This window comes from Roseateles sp. L2-2, assembly GCF_050613215.1.
Taxonomy (GTDB): Bacteria; Pseudomonadota; Gammaproteobacteria; order Burkholderiales; family Burkholderiaceae_C; genus Roseateles; species Roseateles noduli.
The window spans coordinates 3,249,762-3,267,156 of sequence record NZ_CP192509.1; the positions used below are offsets into that span (position 1 = coordinate 3,249,762).

18 protein-coding genes are annotated in these 17,395 nt (G+C 70.3%); 16 read left to right on the forward strand and 2 right to left on the reverse strand.

What is annotated here, in order from left to right; all coding sequences use genetic code 11:
• Positions 1-369 precede the first annotated feature (369 nt).
• Together ACQZ13_RS14620 and ACQZ13_RS14625 are read left to right on the forward strand one after the other, a co-directional pair.
• Positions 370-3,000: an ATP-binding protein gene (locus ACQZ13_RS14620; protein WP_431053087.1), complete on the forward strand. Its 2,631-nt coding sequence runs from the start codon at positions 370-372 to the stop codon at positions 2,998-3,000.
• Positions 3,001-3,069: 69 nt separating this feature from the next.
• Entirely contained in the window at positions 3,070-4,302 is a 1,233-nt protein-coding gene (locus tag ACQZ13_RS14625; protein WP_431053089.1) for a hypothetical protein, read from the forward strand.
• A 212-nt stretch (positions 4,303-4,514) separates the two neighbouring features.
• Here ACQZ13_RS14625 and ACQZ13_RS14630 read toward each other — a convergent pair whose 3' ends face one another.
• Both ACQZ13_RS14630 and ACQZ13_RS14635 read right to left on the reverse strand, forming a co-directional pair.
• Positions 4,515-5,213 carry a winged helix-turn-helix domain-containing protein gene (locus tag ACQZ13_RS14630; protein ID WP_431053091.1) on the reverse strand — a complete coding sequence of 233 codons (699 nt, stop codon included), beginning with the start codon at positions 5,211-5,213 and terminating at the stop codon, positions 4,515-4,517.
• 94 nt (positions 5,214-5,307) lie between these two features.
• Entirely contained in the window at positions 5,308-6,132 is an 825-nt protein-coding gene (locus ACQZ13_RS14635) for a lytic transglycosylase domain-containing protein (RefSeq protein WP_431053093.1), read from the reverse strand.
• 415 nt (positions 6,133-6,547) lie between these two features.
• On the opposite strand from ACQZ13_RS14635, the gene ACQZ13_RS14640 reads away from it, so the two are divergent.
• The 14 genes from ACQZ13_RS14640 to sctN all read left to right on the forward strand — a co-directional run bounded on the left by ACQZ13_RS14640 (position 6,548) and on the right by sctN (position 17,383).
• Positions 6,548-6,739 carry a hypothetical protein gene (locus ACQZ13_RS14640; protein ID WP_431045570.1) on the forward strand — a complete coding sequence of 64 codons (192 nt, stop codon included), beginning with the start codon at positions 6,548-6,550 and terminating at the stop codon, positions 6,737-6,739.
• 30 nt (positions 6,740-6,769) lie between these two features.
• Entirely contained in the window at positions 6,770-8,908 is a 2,139-nt protein-coding gene (gene sctC / locus ACQZ13_RS14645) for a type III secretion system outer membrane ring subunit SctC (RefSeq protein WP_431045572.1), read from the forward strand.
• Between the two features lie 60 nt (positions 8,909-8,968).
• Positions 8,969-10,033, forward strand: a complete 1,065-nt coding sequence (locus ACQZ13_RS14650; protein WP_431045574.1) for a hypothetical protein — start codon at positions 8,969-8,971, stop codon at positions 10,031-10,033.
• Positions 10,033-10,296 carry a hypothetical protein gene (locus ACQZ13_RS14655; RefSeq protein ID WP_297524110.1) on the forward strand — a complete coding sequence of 88 codons (264 nt, stop codon included), beginning with the start codon at positions 10,033-10,035 and terminating at the stop codon, positions 10,294-10,296. Before ACQZ13_RS14650 ends, ACQZ13_RS14655 begins: the two co-directional genes overlap by 1 nt.
• A gap of 18 nt (positions 10,297-10,314) precedes the next feature.
• Complete coding sequence (locus ACQZ13_RS14660) at positions 10,315-10,749, forward strand: hypothetical protein (protein WP_088404089.1); 435 nt, start codon at positions 10,315-10,317, stop codon at positions 10,747-10,749.
• Between the two features lie 175 nt (positions 10,750-10,924).
• Positions 10,925-11,122, forward strand: coding sequence for a hypothetical protein (locus tag ACQZ13_RS14665; protein ID WP_331613472.1), 198 nt, complete (start codon positions 10,925-10,927; stop codon positions 11,120-11,122).
• 69 nt (positions 11,123-11,191) lie between these two features.
• Positions 11,192-11,407: a hypothetical protein gene (locus ACQZ13_RS14670; RefSeq protein ID WP_088404090.1), complete on the forward strand. Its 216-nt coding sequence runs from the start codon at positions 11,192-11,194 to the stop codon at positions 11,405-11,407.
• Positions 11,408-11,462: 55 nt separating this feature from the next.
• Entirely contained in the window at positions 11,463-12,710 is a 1,248-nt protein-coding gene (locus ACQZ13_RS14675; RefSeq protein ID WP_431045575.1) for a hypothetical protein, read from the forward strand.
• A 123-nt stretch (positions 12,711-12,833) separates the two neighbouring features.
• Positions 12,834-13,289 (forward strand): HrpB1 family type III secretion system apparatus protein, encoded by a 456-nt coding sequence (locus tag ACQZ13_RS14680; RefSeq protein ID WP_431045577.1) that lies wholly within the window; start codon positions 12,834-12,836, stop codon positions 13,287-13,289.
• Between the two features lie 9 nt (positions 13,290-13,298).
• A complete protein-coding gene (locus ACQZ13_RS14685) occupies positions 13,299-13,691 on the forward strand; it encodes a hypothetical protein (protein ID WP_088404093.1) in 393 nt (130 codons plus the stop codon).
• A gap of 1 nt (position 13,692) precedes the next feature.
• Positions 13,693-14,592 carry a type III secretion system inner membrane ring lipoprotein SctJ gene (sctJ, locus tag ACQZ13_RS14690; RefSeq protein WP_431045580.1) on the forward strand — a complete coding sequence of 300 codons (900 nt, stop codon included), beginning with the start codon at positions 13,693-13,695 and terminating at the stop codon, positions 14,590-14,592.
• Positions 14,589-15,230 (forward strand): type III secretion protein HrpB4, encoded by a 642-nt coding sequence (locus ACQZ13_RS14695; protein ID WP_431045582.1) that lies wholly within the window; start codon positions 14,589-14,591, stop codon positions 15,228-15,230. The genes sctJ and ACQZ13_RS14695 overlap by 4 nt, the downstream gene beginning before the upstream one ends.
• Positions 15,224-15,967, forward strand: coding sequence for a type III secretion system stator protein SctL (gene sctL, locus ACQZ13_RS14700; RefSeq protein WP_431045584.1), 744 nt, complete (start codon positions 15,224-15,226; stop codon positions 15,965-15,967). Before ACQZ13_RS14695 ends, sctL begins: the two co-directional genes overlap by 7 nt.
• Positions 15,968-16,033: 66 nt before the next feature.
• Positions 16,034-17,383: a type III secretion system ATPase SctN gene (gene sctN, locus ACQZ13_RS14705; RefSeq protein ID WP_431045586.1), complete on the forward strand. Its 1,350-nt coding sequence runs from the start codon at positions 16,034-16,036 to the stop codon at positions 17,381-17,383.
• Positions 17,384-17,395 lie beyond the last annotated feature (12 nt).

Sequence of the window (17,395 nt, forward strand, 5' to 3'; positions counted from 1 at the left end):
ACCCGATGGCCCGGATGCCCCATGAACACGCAGATCCGCGGCCTTCTGCGCGCCATCGCTCTGACATCCTCCTGACAGCTGTGCGGGAATCCGCACGCCTTTCGCGGCCTCGATCGTCACGCCGCGGACATGTGCACGACAGTCAGCGCTGTCAAGTCCTGACCCCCTTCGGGAACGTCCCGAGTTCCCTGGACGTTGTCATGACGCACCCTTAAACTCGCGCCCACTTTCGTGACCCCTTCCTCGCAAAAGGCGAGGTGTTGAAGGGGTGCGATGGCGTACGGCGTGCAGGGTCCTGCCGTCGGTGACAGCCATGAAGGGCAAGCTGAAGTGACGAGTCGTTTTCGCTTCGAAGGGTTCGTGCTTGACATGGCCTCGCGCGTCCTCCTGTCGGAGGGCGTGCCCGTGCCGCTCAGCGGCCGGCAGCTGGATCTGCTCGGCGTGCTGGTCGCGCACCGCGGCGCGGTGGTGTCCAAGAACGAACTGCTGAATCGGGTCTGGCCCGGTCAGGCCGTGGAGGAGAACAACGCCGCCGTGCATGTGTCGGCGTTGCGCCGCACGCTGGGCCGCGAAGCCATCGCCACGGTGGCCGGGCAGGGCTATCGATTTGCGTTGCCGCTGCGGCAGGAGGAGGACGCGTCCCTCGATCCGACCGACCGGGCGGTCGGGGCCTCGTGGTCCGCGATGCCGGCGTCCCCGATCGTCCGTCCGCGCGCGTTGCCGTCCGCGCCGGTCGCGATGCACGGCCGCGGCGCCGATCTGCAGGCGCTGTTGAGCCGTCTGGTGCGTCATCGACTGGTCACCGTGGTCGGCGCGCCGGGCGTCGGCAAGTCGACGCTCGCGCTGGCCTGCGCGCATGAACGCCGCCAGGCCGCGCGCGACGGCGCGGTGTGGGTGGATCTGCTGGGCGGGGACGATCCCTCCGATCCGCTGCCGGCCGTGGCGGCCGCGCTGGGACTGGATCCGGGGACCGACCTGCCGACCCTGCTGGCGCTGCTGCGGCCGATGTCGCTGCTGCTGGTGCTGGACAACGCGGAGATCGCCGGCGCGCGCGCCGCGACCTTCTGCCACGCGGTGCTGGAGAACACCGAGGACGTGGCGCTGATGGTGACCAGCCGCAAGGTGCTGCGCGTGCCCGGCGAACGCGTGCTGCGCACGCCGCCGCTGTCGGTGCCGCCGCCCGGCGCGGGCGTGGACGAGTCGCTGATGCACGGCAGCGTCGCGCTGTTCGTCGATCAGGTGCGTGCGCAGGGGCAGCCCTTCGCGCTGGGCGCGCACAACGTGGCGCAGGTGACGGGGCTGTGCCGCCGGCTGGACGGCATTCCGCTGGCGCTGCAACTCGCGGCGGGCCGGCTGGCGATGTTCGGCATCGATCAGCTGTGCGAGCGGCTGAGCGATCGCTACCGCTTGTTGACGCGCGGGACGCAGGCGGGACCGCGTCGTCACCAGTCGCTGCGCGCCTGCATGGACGCGAGCCTGGCGCTGCTGGACGATGTGGAGCAACTGGTGCTGCGGCGGCTCGAGCCGTTCGAGGGCGGCTTCACGCTGGAGATGGCGACGGCCGCGTTGTCGGACCGTCAGCTCGACGCGTGGACCGTGGCGGAGGCGCTGGAAGGCCTCGTGGACCATTCGCTGGTCCAGGTCGATGCGGAGGATCGCCCGCGCTATCGGCTCTTCGACGGCATTCGCGCCTACGGCCTGCTGCTGCTGGAGGAGACCGGCGAGGTCGACATCGCTCGCGGCCAGCATGCGCGCGCGATGAGCCAGCTGTTCGATCGCGCCGAGCGGGCGCTGCAGATGATGCCGGACGCGCGCTGGATCGCGGAGTTCTCGCCCGAGCTCGGCAACGTGCGCACGGCGCTCGACTGGTGCCTGGAGCACGAGCCGGTGAGGGGGCTGGGACTGCTCGCGCATTCGCGCGCCCTGTTCGAGCTGCTGTCGCTGGTGCCCGAGACCGCGTGGCGCCATGCGGCCTACGAGGCCGAACTGCCGGCCGAGCTGCCGCCGGCGGTGCTGGCGCGCTACTGCATCGATCACGCCGGCTTGCTGGCGCCGCACGATCCGAAGCGTGCCGCGATCTGGTACCGGCGCGGCGTCACGGTGTCGCGCACGGCGGACGATCCCGCGCTGCGCTACCTCGCGCTGTGCCGGCAGGTGGTCGAGGACCGCGAACTGAGCCAGGCGGCGATGCGCTACGCGATGGGCGAGCTGGTCGCGCTAGCGGGCCGCTGCGAAGGCGCGCACGCGGCGCGGCTGAAGTTGTGGGGACTGGCGGCGCGCGCGCACGTGTGGCGCGTCGAGGGTCAGGCGGACGAGGCCGACGAGGCGATGTGCGCGTCGCTGCAGCTGGCGCAGGAGATCGGCGCGTCCCGATGGGTGCTGGACGATCTGCATCGGCTCATGCAGCTCCAGGTCGGGCACGGCGCGCCGCTGCGCTCCGCGGCGCTGGTGCGCCAGTGGGAGGACGGCGCCAGCCGCGCCAGCGGCATCAACACGGCCAACGGCGAGTTCCTGCAACGCGTGCTCGGCTGCCTGGCGGCCGTGCTGCTGGCCGAGGGACATACCGAGGACGCGCGCGACGTCCTGACCGGCATCGTCGCGCCGAGGTCGTCGCGCGCCGCGTTCCGCGACAGTCGCGTCGATGCAGGGAGCGACGCGCGCACTGACGGTCGGACGTCGACTCTGGTCGACGTCCAGAGCCAGAGCGACACCCAGAGCGAGGCGTTCGACCGTCTGCTGCCGGTCTTCGCCTGGCTCGCGTTCGAGGAAGGGCGCGATCAGGACGCGGCGCGCCTGACGGGATATGCGGGGCAGGCGTACTCGCCGATCCGCTCGGATCCGCTGCCGCCGTGGGGCAGCGTGGTGCAGCGCATGCGCGCGCGCCTGGACGGGTTCTCCATGGCGCGGCTGCAGGACGAGGGCAACCGCTGGGACGAACCGCGCGCGATGGTCGCGGCGCTCGCGCGCACGGCAGGTGTCGCGGCCTCGTTCGGCGACTGACGGCGACTGACGGCCGCTGAGGGCCACTGAAGGCAGCGCAGCGGTTCATTGCAGGACCGCTCCGAGCCCATGACGATCACCACGCCGCCGGCCGGATTGCCGCCTCTGACGACCGGCGTCGACGCCATCGAACTCGATCAACCCGATCAACCCGATCAACCCGATCAACCCGATCAGCTCGATCGTGCACCGACACCCGCCACGCCCGCACCGCGCGAGGCGGGCGCGGCGTTGTTCTTCCTGATGCAGAACGTACGTCACGCGCTGCCGGTGGCGGGCGTGCGCACGGTGGTGCAGGGCGTCATCGCGCCCGAGCTGGCGCGGGCCGTGGCCTCGCGCCCGGACGCGGCGCTGGCGGCGCAGGTCGCGTTGACGGCCTGTTCGCTGGGGCGGCGCATCGTGTCGCAGATCCACAGCGAACGCAGCGCGCAGGTCGCCAACCAGGCCTTTGCGGGCGATGCGGCGCAGCGCGACAACAGCCTGCCGCGCCGCCTCTGGCAGGGCGTGCAGTCGGCCGGCATCGCGGGCGGCGACTTCGCCGCGCTGGCCTTGACGATCGCCGCGCGCAGCAACCCGGCGCTGACCGGCGTCGCGCAGGCCGCGGCGGCGATCCAGGTGATCGCGCATCTGCAGGCGCAGCTCCGCGAGGCGCTGCGGCCGGCGATCAATACCGTGCACGTCGGCAACGGCGACCTCAACGTGCCTCAGCCGCCGGAAGGGCGCAACCTGCGTCGGTCCGACGTCTCGTGGACGATGCGCGGCACCTTCGGCATCGCGGCCGCGCTCATCGACCTGGGCACCCAGGTGGCGATGCAACGCATGCTAGTCGGTCAGCCGGCCTGGCAGGCGGCGCGCGGCCTGGCCATCGGCGCGGGCGCGATCGCCGGTCTGGGCAACATGCTGACCTCCTCGGTGGAGGATCACCTGCTCGACACGGCGTCGGCGCGCCGCATGCAGCAGACGCATCCGTCGCACGTGCGCCATGTCCGGGTGGATCTGCGCAACCCGTTCAACCGCAACGAGCTCGGCCGGCAGGCGGAGCGCGCCGATGCGCGTGTGTTCAACACCATGGTGCCGATGCTGATCGCGTTGGGGGTGGCGCAGGCGCTGGAGTCGACGTTGAGCCAGCCCGGCGTCGGCGACGATGGGCGCGAGGCCGCGCAGGCCGGGGTGCATGCGGCGGTCACGGGACTGGTGGGCGGCGCGCTGCTGGCGCTCACGGTGGCGTCATATCAGATCAACGACACGGTGCGCAGCCGCAATACCGAGCAGCGCGCCGCGGCGCAAGGCGCGCAGCCCTGATCGCTGACTCTCTTCCGCTTGCGGGAGAGCCCGAGGCGCTTGTTGACTGCCGAGGCCGCTGGCCCTCACCCCCGCCCTCTCCCGCAAGCGGGAGAGGGAGCCCGACCGACTCCACTCGAGGCGCCTGCTCCTCTTTCCCCCTCTCCCGCTTGCGGGAGAGGGCCGGGGTGAGGGCCAGCGGCCGTGGCAGGACCGCAGTCGGTCTTTGTCTTTCAGACGTCCAGCCGATACCCCACGCCGTACACCGTCTGGATCCGCGGCACGGGCGTGCCGTCCATCGTGCGGGCGCGCGAGCGCGGGCCGCCGGGGTTGAGCTTGAGTCGCAGCTTGTACACGTGCTGCTCCAGCGTCCGCTTGCCGATGTCGCTGGAGCGCCCCCAGATCTCGGTCGACAGCGTCTGCATGCTCACCACGCGGCCGAGGTTCTCGAACAGCGTCCACGCCAGCGCGAACTCCCGCGCCGTCAGGCTGACCTCCCGCGCTCCCGTGTACAGGCTCTGCGTCGACGCATGCAGCGCATACGGCCCCGCGCGCAGCGACGTCGCCCGCACGCCTTCGGTGCGCGTCTGGATGCGCGCGCGCAGCCGATGGATCAGCGGTCCGGCGCCGTCGGCGATCACCGCGTAGTCATCCGCGCCGCGCTGCAGCGCCCGCGAGATCCCCACCGAATCGCCCAGCCCCAGCACCACGATCGGCACGCTGCGCCCCGCATGCAGCCGCAGCGCGGCCAGCCAGGCGTCGATGTGCGTGTCGTGGTCCTCCAGCAGCACCGCGTCGATGTCCGGCGTTCGCAGCGCCGCGATCAGCGTGCTGACATGCGCGTGAGGTTGAGGGTCGTAGCCGGCATCGCGCAGCGCGGCGGCGGCGAAGTGCTCCAGCGAACGGGAAGGGCAGAGGGTGGCGACTTTCACGTGGACCTTGAAAACCGGGGGACGACCGCACTGTCGCCAACGCCGGCGTTTCATGTCCTTTACGGAACATTCATTTTCATTTATGCCCCCTCGTTCAGGGGGTGAAAGCGGTTTCAGGCATGCCAACCAAGGTTGTGATCCGACGAACGTAGTCTTCGGTTTCGGGGAAGGGTGGCACGCGCTGGCCGAAGCGTTCCACGGCGCCTTCGCCCGCGTTGTAGGCCGCCAGGATCAGGTCCACGCGACCGTCGTAGCGGTCGTGCAGCGCGCGCAGGTGACGCACGCCGATGTCGACATTCACGCGCGGGTCCAGCAGGTCGGCGCGCGTGTAGACGCCGTAGCGCGCGGCCGTCGCGGGCATCAGCTGCATCAGGCCCATCGCGCCCTTGGGGGAGCGGGCGTCGGCGCGATAACGCGATTCGACAAAGATCAGTGCCGACACCAGCGCGGGATTGAGGCGGTGGCGATCGCTCGCCGCGCGCACCAGCGAGGCCATCTCCGCCGGCATCGGCCGTGCGGCGTCGCGCAGGAAGGACGTGAGATCGGGCAAGGCGCCGCCGGCGCCTGGAAGTCCTTGGGGTCCCTGGATGAGGCGGGCGGCGAAGCCGACCCAGGGCGGCGTGTCGTCGGCCGCGCCGGGGCGCAGCGGCGCCACGGCCACGCGCACGATCGTGCAGTCCTCGGCCAGACCGGGATGGCGTTCGCGGGGATCTTCGATGAGCAGCCGGGTGCTGCCGTCGATGAGCGTGCAGCGATAGCGGGTCACCTGCTCGGCGGGGCGCTCGTTCGCGGTGCTGAAGCTCGCGGCGCTGGCCACGCTCGTCGCGCCGATGGATTGCGCCCTCGCGCCGGCGGCGTGGACGACGAGCGTCGTCACCGCGACCAGGCGGAGGAAGGAAACGAACGAACGATCGTTCATGCGGCGCTCCAACGAAGACAACGAAGGGCGCGACGCTAGAGGTTGAAGGGGAGGGCGATGCTTCTCGATGCGAAGTGCGCGACGACTGAACGAATGCTCCTCTTCAGAGGTAGTTGTAGTGATGCGACGTGGAATCAGTCGATCCCGCTGCATCTCGACAGCACAACTGACTGCGGAGGCTGCTGGCCCTCACCCCAACCCTCTCCCGCAAGCGGGAGAGGGGGAAAGAGGAGCAGACGCGGCGAGCGGAGTCGGTCGGACTCCCTCTCCCGCTTGCGGGAGAGGGCGGGGGTGAGGGCCAGCGGCGGGGGAAGTACTACAGCCTTCGCATCCCACGCACCGCCTTCGCATGGTCTCAATGCTGCCGGGCGGCCGGTCCCTATGTTCCGCTCCATCTCATCCACGGAGCCCTGACATGACCACTCCCATCGCCGCCAACCCCGCGTCCGCGCCGGCTGCCGCCACGGGACCGACCGACATGCAGCAGATGGAATCGATGATGGCCCAGCGAATGATGCTGGGTTTCCAGCAGGGTCAGCAGGCGATGACCAAGTCCATGACCAAGGTGTCGGACCAGATCAAGGCGTCCATGCAGGACGACGAGTAAGCCAAGCCGCCGTCCCGCACTGTGAACCTCATGTCCCGACGTCCTCGTTCCCCGGTCCGCAGCTTGCGGATCGGTCGTCTGCCGGTGGCGCTGATGCTGTGCGCCGCGGCGCCGCTCAGTTGGTCGGCGCGTGTCGGCGAATCCGCACCGCCGGCGACGCCTTCGACATCGGGAAGCAGTCCCGCGGTCGGATCCAGTGTGAGCCCGATCGCCGCGCCGCTGGCGACACCGCCGGCGAAGACGCTGACGCAGACCACGTCGACACCGTCACCCGGCTCGACGACAGCGACGACCGCGACGACGCCCGCACCCGCGAAGACCGTCAAGTCCGACCGCATTGCGACGAAGAACGTCTCGCGCCAATGGCGCAGCCCGCGTTTCGTCTACAAGGCCGAGGGCAAGCGCGTGAACGAGGTGCTGCTCGACTTCGCCGCGAGCCAGGGCCTGCCGGCCGTGATCGCCGACGGCATCGACGGCATGGTGCAGGCCAACTTCGACACCACGCCCGACAAGTTCCTCGATTCGATGAACCGGGCCTACGGCGTCATCTGGTACCACGACGGCACCGCCCTGTATTTCTATCCGGCGGGCGCCGTGCAGAGCCGGCTCTTCCGGCTCAAGGGCTTCCGCCGCGAGCAGGTCACGGACCTGCTGGATTCGCTGCAGCTCGGCGACGCGCGCTTCCCGCTGCGCTTCAACGCCGCCGAAAGTACGTTGCTGGTCTACGGCCCGCCGCGTCACGTCGAGCTGATCGCCGCCGCCGTCGAGTCGCTCGATGTCGGCGCGATGGAGCGCAACCGCAAGGCCGTGCGCGTGGTGCCGCTGCGCTTCGCCTCCGCCGGCGACCGCACCTTCGGCCAGACGCGCATCCGCGGCATCGCCTCGGTGCTGACCTCGCTCTACAGCGGCACCACCAGCGGCGCGCAGGGCGACGAGGACACGCCGACGTCGGCGGGCGAGATCCATCCGGGCAAGCTCACCGCGCTGCAGGGCGTGATGGGTCGCGACACGCGGCTCGCCGACATCGTCGCGCGCAAGCCCTCGCAGGTCACCGCCGGGCAGTCGGCCAAGCCGGGCGCGGGCGCTTCGCCGCAAGGCAGTGCGCGCGGTCTGCAGAGCCCCGTCGACGACGACGCGCCGCCCATCTTCCAGGCCGACGAGGGCACCAACACCGTCATCATCCACGGCCGCCCCCAACGCATGGACGAATACGTCGAGCTGATCCGCCGCCTGGACGTGCAGCCGGTGCTGGTCGAGCTCGAAGCCACCATCATCGACGTCAGCAGCGACAGCATCGATTCGCTGGGCATCGACTGGAGCGTGCGCGGCAGCAAGGGCAGCTTCGGCGTGACGCAGCCGTCGACCGCCAACAGCGCCGGCACCTTCACGCTGAGCACGCTGTGGTCCAACGCCGGCCGCGAGTTGATGGCGCGCATCGACGCGCTCAGCGCGCGCGGCAAGGCCCGCGTCATCGCCAAGCCCAAGGTGCTGGGCGTGGCCAACCGCCCCGCGGTCATGCGCGAGAAGCGCGTCGTCACCGTCAAGGTCGCCGGCAACCTCGAGGCCAATCTCTTCCAGGTCGAGGCCGGCACGCTGCTGCAGGTCACGCCGCAGATCACCTCCGTGCCCGACAACGGCGGCGTGTCGCGCCGCATCAAGCTCTCGCTCTACATCGAGGACGGCAGCTTCGAGGACCGCGTCGTCGACACCGTCCCCATCGTCAAGCGCACCGAGATCATGACCGAGGCCCACGTGGGCGAAGGCGAGAGCCTGCTCATCGGCGGCATCACCACCACCAGCTCCGCCTCGCAGCGCGACGAGGTGCCGGTGCTCGGCCGCGTGCCGCTGCTGGGCGGCCTGTTCCGTCACACCAGCCAGAGCGCCGGGCAGACCGAACGGCTGTTCCTCATCTCGCCGCGGATCATCCGTGAGCCGACTTTCCCGGCCGGCCCGTACGGGGCCGCGACCTCGGGCGCGGTCGCGATGACGGCGGACGGACGGCCGCAATCGCCGTCGTCATCGGGTCTTTCGTCGGGGCTGTCGTCGGGATCGCCCTTGCCGGCGCAGGCGCCGTCGCAACCCGCCTTGAACGGCCCGTCGACCCTGCCGGCGCCCCGCGCGCCGTCGTCGTCCACGCCGGAATCCTTCCTGCAGGGCGGCGGCGGCTGAGCCGCGGCGCCGGCCTCGGGTCACCCACGAAGCGACAAAGAAGTTCGGGATTCGCAAACCATGAAGCAGCTTCGCATCCTCACAGGCTTGCATGCCGGGGTCCAGCTACGGTTGACCCGTCAGCAGTACCGCATCGCCAGCGATGAGGACGCCGACCTCCAGATCAGCGACTGGGCCCACGCCCCGCTGATCCTGACGTTCGAGGAAGAAGGCTCCGACGTGTCTCCCGCGCTCCACCTCATCGCCGACGACGGAACGCCCGCCAGGACGACGGCGGGCGCGCTGGGCCTGCTGGAGGACTTCCTGCCCCGGCGCTTCGGCGACATCGTGCTGTGCGCCGGTCCCGACACCTCGCCCGATGCCGCGCCGTGGCCCAGCGACATGGCGCTGATGGACGCGCTGATGCGGCCCGTCGCCAAGCTCAAGGCCACCGCGGCAGCCGGCGCCGATGCCGTCGTCGCCAACGCGCCGCGCGGCAAGGCCGCGATCGGCTTGAAGCTCAGCGCGCTGGTCGCCGTCGCGGCGATGGTCGCGGCGCTCGCGTCGGTGCTCAGCACCCAGACCGCCGCCTCGACCGCGCCGCCGGTCAGCCCGATGGAGCAGGTCACGCGCGCCCTCCAGCAGGCCGGCATCGACGGCCTCGTCGTGCGCCGCGTCGACCGCCGTCTCGTCGTCGAGGGCCTGCTGCCCGGCAGCGCCGAGATGGCCCGCGCCCGCGCCGCGCTGCAGCCTTTCGGCGAGGGTCAGCTCTTGCACCGCTACGCCTCCGCCGCCGACATCGTGCGCCAGATCGGCGACGCGCTGAACCGCCCCGGCGTGCGCGTCGTCCACCGCGGCCAGGGCGTGTTCGCCGTCGAAGGCCAGGCCGCCGATCCCGCCGAACTGCAGGACGAGGTCCGCCGCATCGCCGCCGACATCGGCCCGCTGGTGCGCCGCGTGGACGTGGCCGTCGAGCAGACGCTGCCGACCGCGCGCGTGCGCGTCGGCTCGATGCTGGCCGGCGACGGCCTGCAGTACGTGCAGACGGCCGACGGCACCAAGCACCTTTCGCTCCGGACTCCCGTGGACGACGGCACCGCCGCCGCCGGGGATCCGTCTTCCTCATCCCCCACCGGAGAACCGTGATGGACAACCCCTTGGAACAGACCGTGTTCGCGGATCTCGCGCACATCGAGAAGACCCTGACCGACGACCTCAGCGGTGAGCGCACCCGCGCGATGCTGAGCTACTTCGACCAGGTCGCGCAGAGCACCGAGGCGCACCTGCAGACGCCGCTGGCCGACGCCGAGCGTCAGCTGAGCTCGCAGCTGATCGAGGGCTTCCGCGCCTCGCAGCGCATCGTGCGGCACGTGTGGGAAACCATCCACACCGCGTCGCTGCCCGCCTGAGCGCACAAGGAGCCCTCGATGTCCGCGTTGCCGATTGATGCCTCGACCCTGGACGCCGCCGCCGGCGCCGGAGCGACCGCGAGCTACCCGCTGGTCTACCGCAACCTCATGGCGGTGGGACTGCTGGGCGCGGTGTACCGCGCCCGCGACGACGCCGCGGTGGTGAGCGCGGCGGTGGAACTGACGATGGCCGATCCGTCGCCGTTCCGCATCTGCCGCGCCATCGCGCACAGCATCGGCGGCGACGCGGAGTACGCGTCGGCCACGCTGGTGCAGCACGTCGAGGACCACCCGCAGGACGAGGGCGCGAAGGTCGCGCTGGCCACGGCCTTCCTGCTGGCGCGCGACGCGCGCTGGAAGGGCGTGCTCGACGAGGTGCTGGCCACCAGCGCCGACCACAACGTGCGCCAGGCCGCGAACGGCGTGCTGGAGTACGCCGCGACCCTGCAGTGAATGAAGCGGCAATGACGCTCGATGGAGCGTCGATGAATGACGTCGACCGGCTCGCCGTGTGCGAGGCGGTCGATCCCAGGATCCGATGGGGCGAAGGGTTCGTCCCACGGGCAAACAGTGCCTCGTGCACTTTCATTCCGGAAGTCGACTTCCGGAAACCATCAGGAGAGAAACCATGGCAAACAACGTGAGCACCCAAGGCGCTGGTTCGTCGGCTGACATGAACCAGATGATGGGCGAAATGCGCGCCCAGAACGCCGAGCAGATGAAGAACAACCTGGAAATGGGCCGCATGAGCCAACAGGCTTCCATGTCGGAAGCGCTGGGCAAGAAGTTCAAGGCTTCCGGCGACAGCGTCAAAGGCCTGGTCTGACGCCACGGCGGCCGCGACCGCCCGTTCCGGGTCCGTCGCGGCCGCTCCGTGCCCCGCAAGGAGAACCCCATGTCCGCAACCTTTCCGGGAGCGCCCCTGGTTCAGTCCCAGTCGGCCGAGGCTTCCGCGTCGTCGCGGATGTTCATGGACGAGCTCAAGGCTCAAAGCAAGCAGACCATCGCCAACAACCTGGAGATGGGCCGCATGAGCCAGCAGGCCGCCATGTCGGAAGCGCTGGGCAAGAAGTTCAAGGCCGGCGGCGACAGCGTCAAGGGACTGGTGTGAACCGCGCTGCGCGCACGACGCGTCACCGCATCCAACCTCTGTCGGAGCGAAATACATGAGCATTCAACTCCTCTCTCAATCGCCGCTGAATCCGCTGCAGGGACTGCAAAGTCCGCTGGCCGGCATCCAGCAGGCGCTGCAGGGACTTCAACAAGGTCTGCAAGGCCTGACCCAGCTGCTGCGGCCGCTGGAGCAGCTGATGCAGAACCCGATCCAGGCCGCGCTGAGCGGCGCGGGCCAGAGCATCGGCCAGGCCATCGGCCAGATGGGCCAGCTGGCGAATTCGCCGCTGGGCGGACTGGGCCAGGCGCTGGGCGGCATCGGCCAGAGCCTGGGCGGCATCGGTCAGGCGCTCGGCGGCCTGACGCAAGGCCTGAACGCCCTGCAGGGCGGCCAGGGCGGCCCGCTCGCCGGTGCGCTGGGCGCGCTGGGCGGCCTGTCGCAAGGCCTCAACGGTCTGAACCAGGCCCTGGGCGGTCTCGGTCAGGCGGCGGGCGGCCTCGGCCAGGCCGCCGGCGGACTGGGTGGCGGCCTGGGCGGCGCGAATCAGCTGCTGGGCGGCCTGAGCCAGGCCATCGGCGGACTGAGCAGCGCGCTGGGCGCGGCGGGCTCGCTGGTCGGCGCCGGTGCCAATGGTGCAGGCGGCGCCTCGCCGCTGGGCGGATCGATCAGCCCGCAGGGCGAGACCGGTCCGATGGACGGCAACCGCGCGGAACGCGCGCTGTTCAAGGCCATGACCGATTCGGGCATGAAGATGATCAGCGGCAAGGAACTGGACGACGCCGCCAACGGCATCTGCCCCAAGGGCATGCGTCCCCAGGACTTCACGCCTGAGTTCCAGCAGGCCGCCAAGTTCCTGCGCAGCGACGCCGGCGAGAAGACCATGAAGAAGCTGGACACGGCCGACGCGGACAACGCGCTCAGCAAGTTCGGCATCGGCCTGAAGGGCAAGGGCGACGACAAGATCGGCATCGGCGATCTGACCGCGTCCATCCAGAAGCAGGGTCTGAACGCCGACCAGCACTCGACGATCTCGACGTTGAAGAACAACTTCGACGCGCTGTCCAAGGACGGCAAGACCTTCGACCTGGACACGATGAAGGACGTCGCCCAGGGCAAGCAGATGCCCAACGGCATCCTGCCGTCGTTCGAGCTGCAGCAGGCCGCACAGAAGTTCATCAACGACACCGCGCTCAACAAGGGCACGGACGTCGCTCAGCAGACCTCTGACGGCAAGTTCAACCAGCAAGGCGACAACAAGTACTCCAAGAGCGATCTCGAGAAGACGCTCGCTCGAGGCTGATGAGCCCGGGCCCCCGGGCGGTCCGCCCGGCCGGGGGCTCTTCCGATTTCCTTTCAATGCGGCCATTCCCCCAAGCCCGCCGTGCCTGGCACGTGTGATGGAGCAGACATGATCGATTCCTCGTTGCAACGCAAAGATTTCGTCTCCGGCCTGGTCGGCCTGGTGAGCCTGGCGGTGGACCGCGAGCTGCTGGACGACGCCGAGACCCTCCTGGGCGCCGTGCGCCTGCTGCGCCCCAAGGTGTCGCAGCTGGACTTCTTCGAAGCCTGGATCGCGATGAAGCGCGGCCACTGGACCGACGCGATGCGCACGCTGCGCAACCTCGACGCGACCGCGCCCGAGTGGTCGACCGCCAAGGCCTTCCTCGCCTATTGCCAGTTCGCCACCGGCGACGCGGCCTGGCGTGCGACCGCCGAGGACGTGCTGCACACCTCCACCAACGCCGAGGCGCTGGACATGGTGCGCTCGCTGCTGAACCCGGACGAGGCCGCCGCGGAAGCCGCCGGCGACGAGTCTGACGCCGCCGCGCCGCCCGCGCTGACGATCGACCTCTCGCAGATGGCCTACATGCGGGCCTGAGGAGCAGCCATGACCGATCCGATCCAAGCCATTTCCGCCCACGAGATGATCCGCCAGGCGGCGACGCCCACGCCGGATCTCCAGGCGCAGACGCAGAAGTTCGAGCAACTGATGGCGCGCGAACCGCAGCCCGATCCGTCGGCGGCGCATGCGAACGCGATCGGCCACACGGACTCGACGATGTCCAAGACGCTGCACACGCTGGACGACGCCTCGCGTCAGGTCACCGCGGACATGCAGCGCTACGTCGCCGACGCCCCCAACATGAATCTGCAGGAACTGACCGCGCGCTCCATGGAGCTGAACCTGCAGGTCGCCACGCAGGGCCTGCAGTTCTCGGCCTGCACCTCGGTCGCGCAGAGCAGCAAGAACGGCCTGCAGACCTTGATGAAGAACCAGTGACATGAGCACCCATCCTCTTGCGGATCCCCGCGGCGGTGCGACCTCTGCGGCCGTCGTGGCCGGCTCAGCCGGTGCGGCCGTACGTGTCGACCGGACCGGCGGCGACCTGCCGTGGGCGCCGGGCCACGTGCTCTACATGCTGGTGCTGGTCCTGCTGATCACGCTGCTGGCGGGCTGCAAGACCGACCTCTACACCAAGCGCACCGAGGCGGAGGCCAACGACATGGTCGCCGCGCTGCTGCAGCGCGGCGTGGAGGCGGAGAAGAAGAGCGGCGACGGCGGCAAGACCTGGAACGTCGCCGTGGACGAGCAGGAGGTGGTGAACGCGCTGGACATCCTGCGCGCCAACGGCCTGCCGTCGGACAAGTACGTGTCGCTGGGCGACATGTTCAAGAAGGAAGGGCTGATCTCCACGCCGACGGAGGAGCGGGTGCGCTTCATCCACGGCGTGTCGCAGGAGCTCTCCAGCACGCTGTCCAAGATCGACGGCGTGATCGTGGCCAAGGTCCACATCGTGCTGCCCAACAACGACCCGATGGCCACCACGGTGAAGCCGTCGAGCGCGTCGGTGTTCGTCAAATACCGACCCGAGATCGACGTGCCGCAGCTGGCGCCGTCGATCAAGAGCATGGTCGCGCGCAGCGTCGAGGGACTGACCTACGACAACGTCACGGTGACGCTGGTGCCGGGCGCGATGCTGCCGACCTCGCCGCGGCATGCGGTGGCCGACGCCACCTGGGCGTGGGTCGCCGGCGGACTGCTGGCGGTGCTGCTGCTGGTGGGCGGCGCGATCGGCGTGATCGCCTGGAAGAAGCCGGGCCTGCTGCCGCAGGCGCTGGGCCGCCGGCTGGCGCCCGGTGCCGCGGGCGCCGCCGTGCCGGTGGCCGAAGCCGGCGCATGACGATGGCCGCGGCGGAGCAGCTCGCGGCCTGGGCCGTCAGCTTCGACGGCAAGCTGCGCGGTCTGGTCGACGACCTCGACGCGAGCTGGCAGGACGAGCTGCTCGGATCGTGGTCCTTCCTGGACGCGCTGCCGCCGGAAAGCGCCGCGGCGCTGTGGCCTCGGCTGTGGCGTGATCGCATGGCGCCGGTCGGTGGACTGCCGGCATTGGGCCGCTTCGCCGATCCGCTGCCCCGACTCGGACTGCTGCCGCGCGGTGAACTTCTCCAACGCCTGTGCACGCTGGCGCTGGCGCGACGTCCCGGCGTGCTGCGCTGCTGCATCGATCGCAGCGTCCGGGCGCCGCTGCAACGCGCGCTCGGCGATCACTTCGCGCCCTTGGCCGCGATGAGCGCCCGAGGCCGGCCCGTCGAGGCCGAGCAGGCTGCGTGGTCGCCGGTGCAATGGGCGTGCGTCGGTTTCTCGGACTGGTCCGCGGCGCTGTCCCCGGACGATGAGACGGTGCGGCAACTCGTGCGCTGGTCGCTGCCGCGCGCCGCCGTGGACGACGTCCTCGCCGCCGCGCCGGTGGCGGCGGAACGCAACGTGGCCGTGTCGATCGCGGCACTCGCCGAAGCCGAAGTGGAGTGGCCATGCTGATCTGGTGGAAGACGTCGACACATCTGCCGACGCAGACCTCGCAGCCGATCCCGTCGAAAATGGACGACGCGTCCGCCGCCGGCGCGCCGTACGGCATCCTGCGCGCGAACGAGGTGACGCTGCTGAGGCACGACCACGAGATCCGCCAGGCGGCGACCGCGCGCGCCGAGGCGCTGATCGCGCAGGCGCAGGCGGAAGCGGAGCGCATCGTGTCCGACGCGCAGACGCGGGCGGAGACGTTGCTGCGCGACGCACAGGCCCAGATCGACGCCGCCTGCGAGGCCGGCCACGCCGAAGGCGAGCGCAAGGCCGCGGTCGCGTGGCACGAACGCCAGGCCGGGCGAGCGGTCGATCAGGCCGACGCCGTGCGCGGCCTGCATGAACGCATGGCCGAGGTCGTGACGAGCGCCGTGGAGCGCATCGTGCAGACCGAGGGCCGCGCCGCGCTGTACCAGCGCGCGCTCCGCAGCGTGCAGGCGCTGTCGCGGTCGGCCACGGCGCTGACGCTGAAAGTCAGCAGCGCCGACTTCGACGCCGCGCGCGACGGCATCGCCGCGGTGCCCGAACTCCAATCGGCCGGGCTGTCCGTCGAGGTCATCGTCGATCCGGCGCTGCCGGCCGGCAGCTGCCTCTTCGAATCCGACATGGGCGTGGTCGACGCCAGCCTGAAGACGCAGCTCGACGCGCTGCGGTCCGCGATGTCGCGCGCGGTGAAGCGCGCGGTCGCCGAGAGCTGAGCTTCGTCCGGCTGCGCATCGTTTCGAGTTCATCCCTCCGTGCTTCCCCCAGAGACCGCTACTGCGATGAACGCTCCTGACCGTCTCCCTGCGATGAACCTCGACGAACTCGGCCGCTGGATGGAGCTGGAGCTCGCCGGCGCCGAGACGCTGAACCGCACCGGCAAGGTGGTCGAGGTCATCGGCACGCTGGTGCGCGCGAGCGGCCTGTCGGCCAAGCTCGGCGAGATGTGCCACCTGCTCGACGCCAACGGCGGGCTGCTGCAGGTGGCGGAAGTGATCGGCTTCTCCAACGGCCAGACCATCCTGTCGCCGTTCGGCTCCATCCTGGGCGTGGCGGCGGGGCAGACGCAGGTGGTCGGGCTCGGCGAGATCCAGAGCATCGCCGTCGGCGACGAGCTGCTGGGGCGTGTGGTCGACAGCCTGGGGCAGCCGGTGGACGGTGGTCCCGCGATCGTCTGCGAGGAGCGCCGGCCGGTCTTCGCGATGCCGCCCAGCCCGATGGACCGGGAGATGATCGAGCACCCGCTGCCGACCGGCGTGAAGATCATCGACGGGATGATCACGCTGGGCGAAGGCCAGCGGATGGGCATCTTCGCGCCGGCGGGCGTCGGCAAGAGCACCTTGATGGGCATGCTGGCGCGCGGCACGCAGTGCGACATCAGCGTCATCGCGCTGATCGGCGAGCGCGGCCGCGAGGTGCGCGAGTTCATCGAGATCATCATGGGCAAGGAGGGGATGGCGCGCTCCGTGGTGGTGTGCGCGACCTCGGACCGCTCCTCGATCGAGCGCGCCAAGGCGGCGCACGTCGCGACGGCCATCGCCGAGTACTTCCGCGATCGCGGCCTGAGGGTGCTGCTGATGATGGACTCGCTGACCCGCTTCGCCCGCGCGCAGCGCGAGATCGGCCTGGCGGCTGGCGAGTCGCCGGCGCGGCGCGGTTATCCGCCGTCGGTCTTTGCGGAGATCCCGCGCTTGCTGGAGCGCACGGGCATGGGCGCGAAGGGCTCGATCACCGCGCTCTACACGGTGCTGGCCGAGGACGACAGCGGCAGCGACCCGATCGCCGAAGAGGTGCGAGGCATCCTGGACGGCCACTTGATCCTGTCGCGCAAGATCGCGGCGCGCAACCAGTACCCGGCGATCGACGTGCTGGGCAGCCTGAGCCGGGTGATGTCGCAGATCGTGCCGAAGGACCACCAGGCGGCCAACGGCGGGCTGCGCAAGCTGATGGCCAAGTACGACGAGATGGAGCTGCTGATCCAGATGGGCGAGTACAAGCCCGGCAACGACGCCTTCGCGGACGAGGCGGTGCGCAAGCACGGCGCGATCCGGGACTTCCTCAACCAGGCGACCTCGGACCTGCGGCCGATCGAGCAGACGGTGGCTGAGCTGCAGGCTCTGGTGAACGGTTGATGAAGGGCCTCG

What these genes read in the sequence shown, in the direction of transcription:
- ACQZ13_RS14620 (WP_431053087.1), top strand. Translation starts at nt 370, where the DNA reads ATGGCCTCGCGCGTCCTCCTGTCGGAGGGCGTGCCCGTGCCGCTCAGC.
- ACQZ13_RS14625 (WP_431053089.1), top strand. Translation starts at nt 3,070, where the DNA reads ATGACGATCACCACGCCGCCGGCCGGATTGCCGCCTCTGACGACCGGC.
- ACQZ13_RS14635 (WP_431053093.1), bottom strand. Translation starts at nt 6,132, where the DNA reads ATGAACGATCGTTCGTTCGTTTCCTTCCTCCGCCTGGTCGCGGTGACG.
- ACQZ13_RS14640 (WP_431045570.1), top strand. Translation starts at nt 6,548, where the DNA reads ATGACCACTCCCATCGCCGCCAACCCCGCGTCCGCGCCGGCTGCCGCC.
- sctC (WP_431045572.1), top strand. Translation starts at nt 6,770, where the DNA reads ATGTCCCGACGTCCTCGTTCCCCGGTCCGCAGCTTGCGGATCGGTCGT.
- ACQZ13_RS14650 (WP_431045574.1), top strand. Translation starts at nt 8,969, where the DNA reads ATGAAGCAGCTTCGCATCCTCACAGGCTTGCATGCCGGGGTCCAGCTA.
- ACQZ13_RS14655 (WP_297524110.1), top strand. Translation starts at nt 10,033, where the DNA reads ATGGACAACCCCTTGGAACAGACCGTGTTCGCGGATCTCGCGCACATC.
- ACQZ13_RS14660 (WP_088404089.1), top strand. Translation starts at nt 10,315, where the DNA reads ATGTCCGCGTTGCCGATTGATGCCTCGACCCTGGACGCCGCCGCCGGC.
- ACQZ13_RS14665 (WP_331613472.1), top strand. Translation starts at nt 10,925, where the DNA reads ATGGCAAACAACGTGAGCACCCAAGGCGCTGGTTCGTCGGCTGACATG.
- ACQZ13_RS14670 (WP_088404090.1), top strand. Translation starts at nt 11,192, where the DNA reads ATGTCCGCAACCTTTCCGGGAGCGCCCCTGGTTCAGTCCCAGTCGGCC.
- ACQZ13_RS14675 (WP_431045575.1), top strand. Translation starts at nt 11,463, where the DNA reads ATGAGCATTCAACTCCTCTCTCAATCGCCGCTGAATCCGCTGCAGGGA.
- ACQZ13_RS14685 (WP_088404093.1), top strand. Translation starts at nt 13,299, where the DNA reads ATGACCGATCCGATCCAAGCCATTTCCGCCCACGAGATGATCCGCCAG.
- sctJ (WP_431045580.1), top strand. Translation starts at nt 13,693, where the DNA reads ATGAGCACCCATCCTCTTGCGGATCCCCGCGGCGGTGCGACCTCTGCG.
- ACQZ13_RS14695 (WP_431045582.1), top strand. Translation starts at nt 14,589, where the DNA reads ATGACGATGGCCGCGGCGGAGCAGCTCGCGGCCTGGGCCGTCAGCTTC.
- sctL (WP_431045584.1), top strand. Translation starts at nt 15,224, where the DNA reads ATGCTGATCTGGTGGAAGACGTCGACACATCTGCCGACGCAGACCTCG.
- sctN (WP_431045586.1), top strand. Translation starts at nt 16,034, where the DNA reads ATGAACGCTCCTGACCGTCTCCCTGCGATGAACCTCGACGAACTCGGC.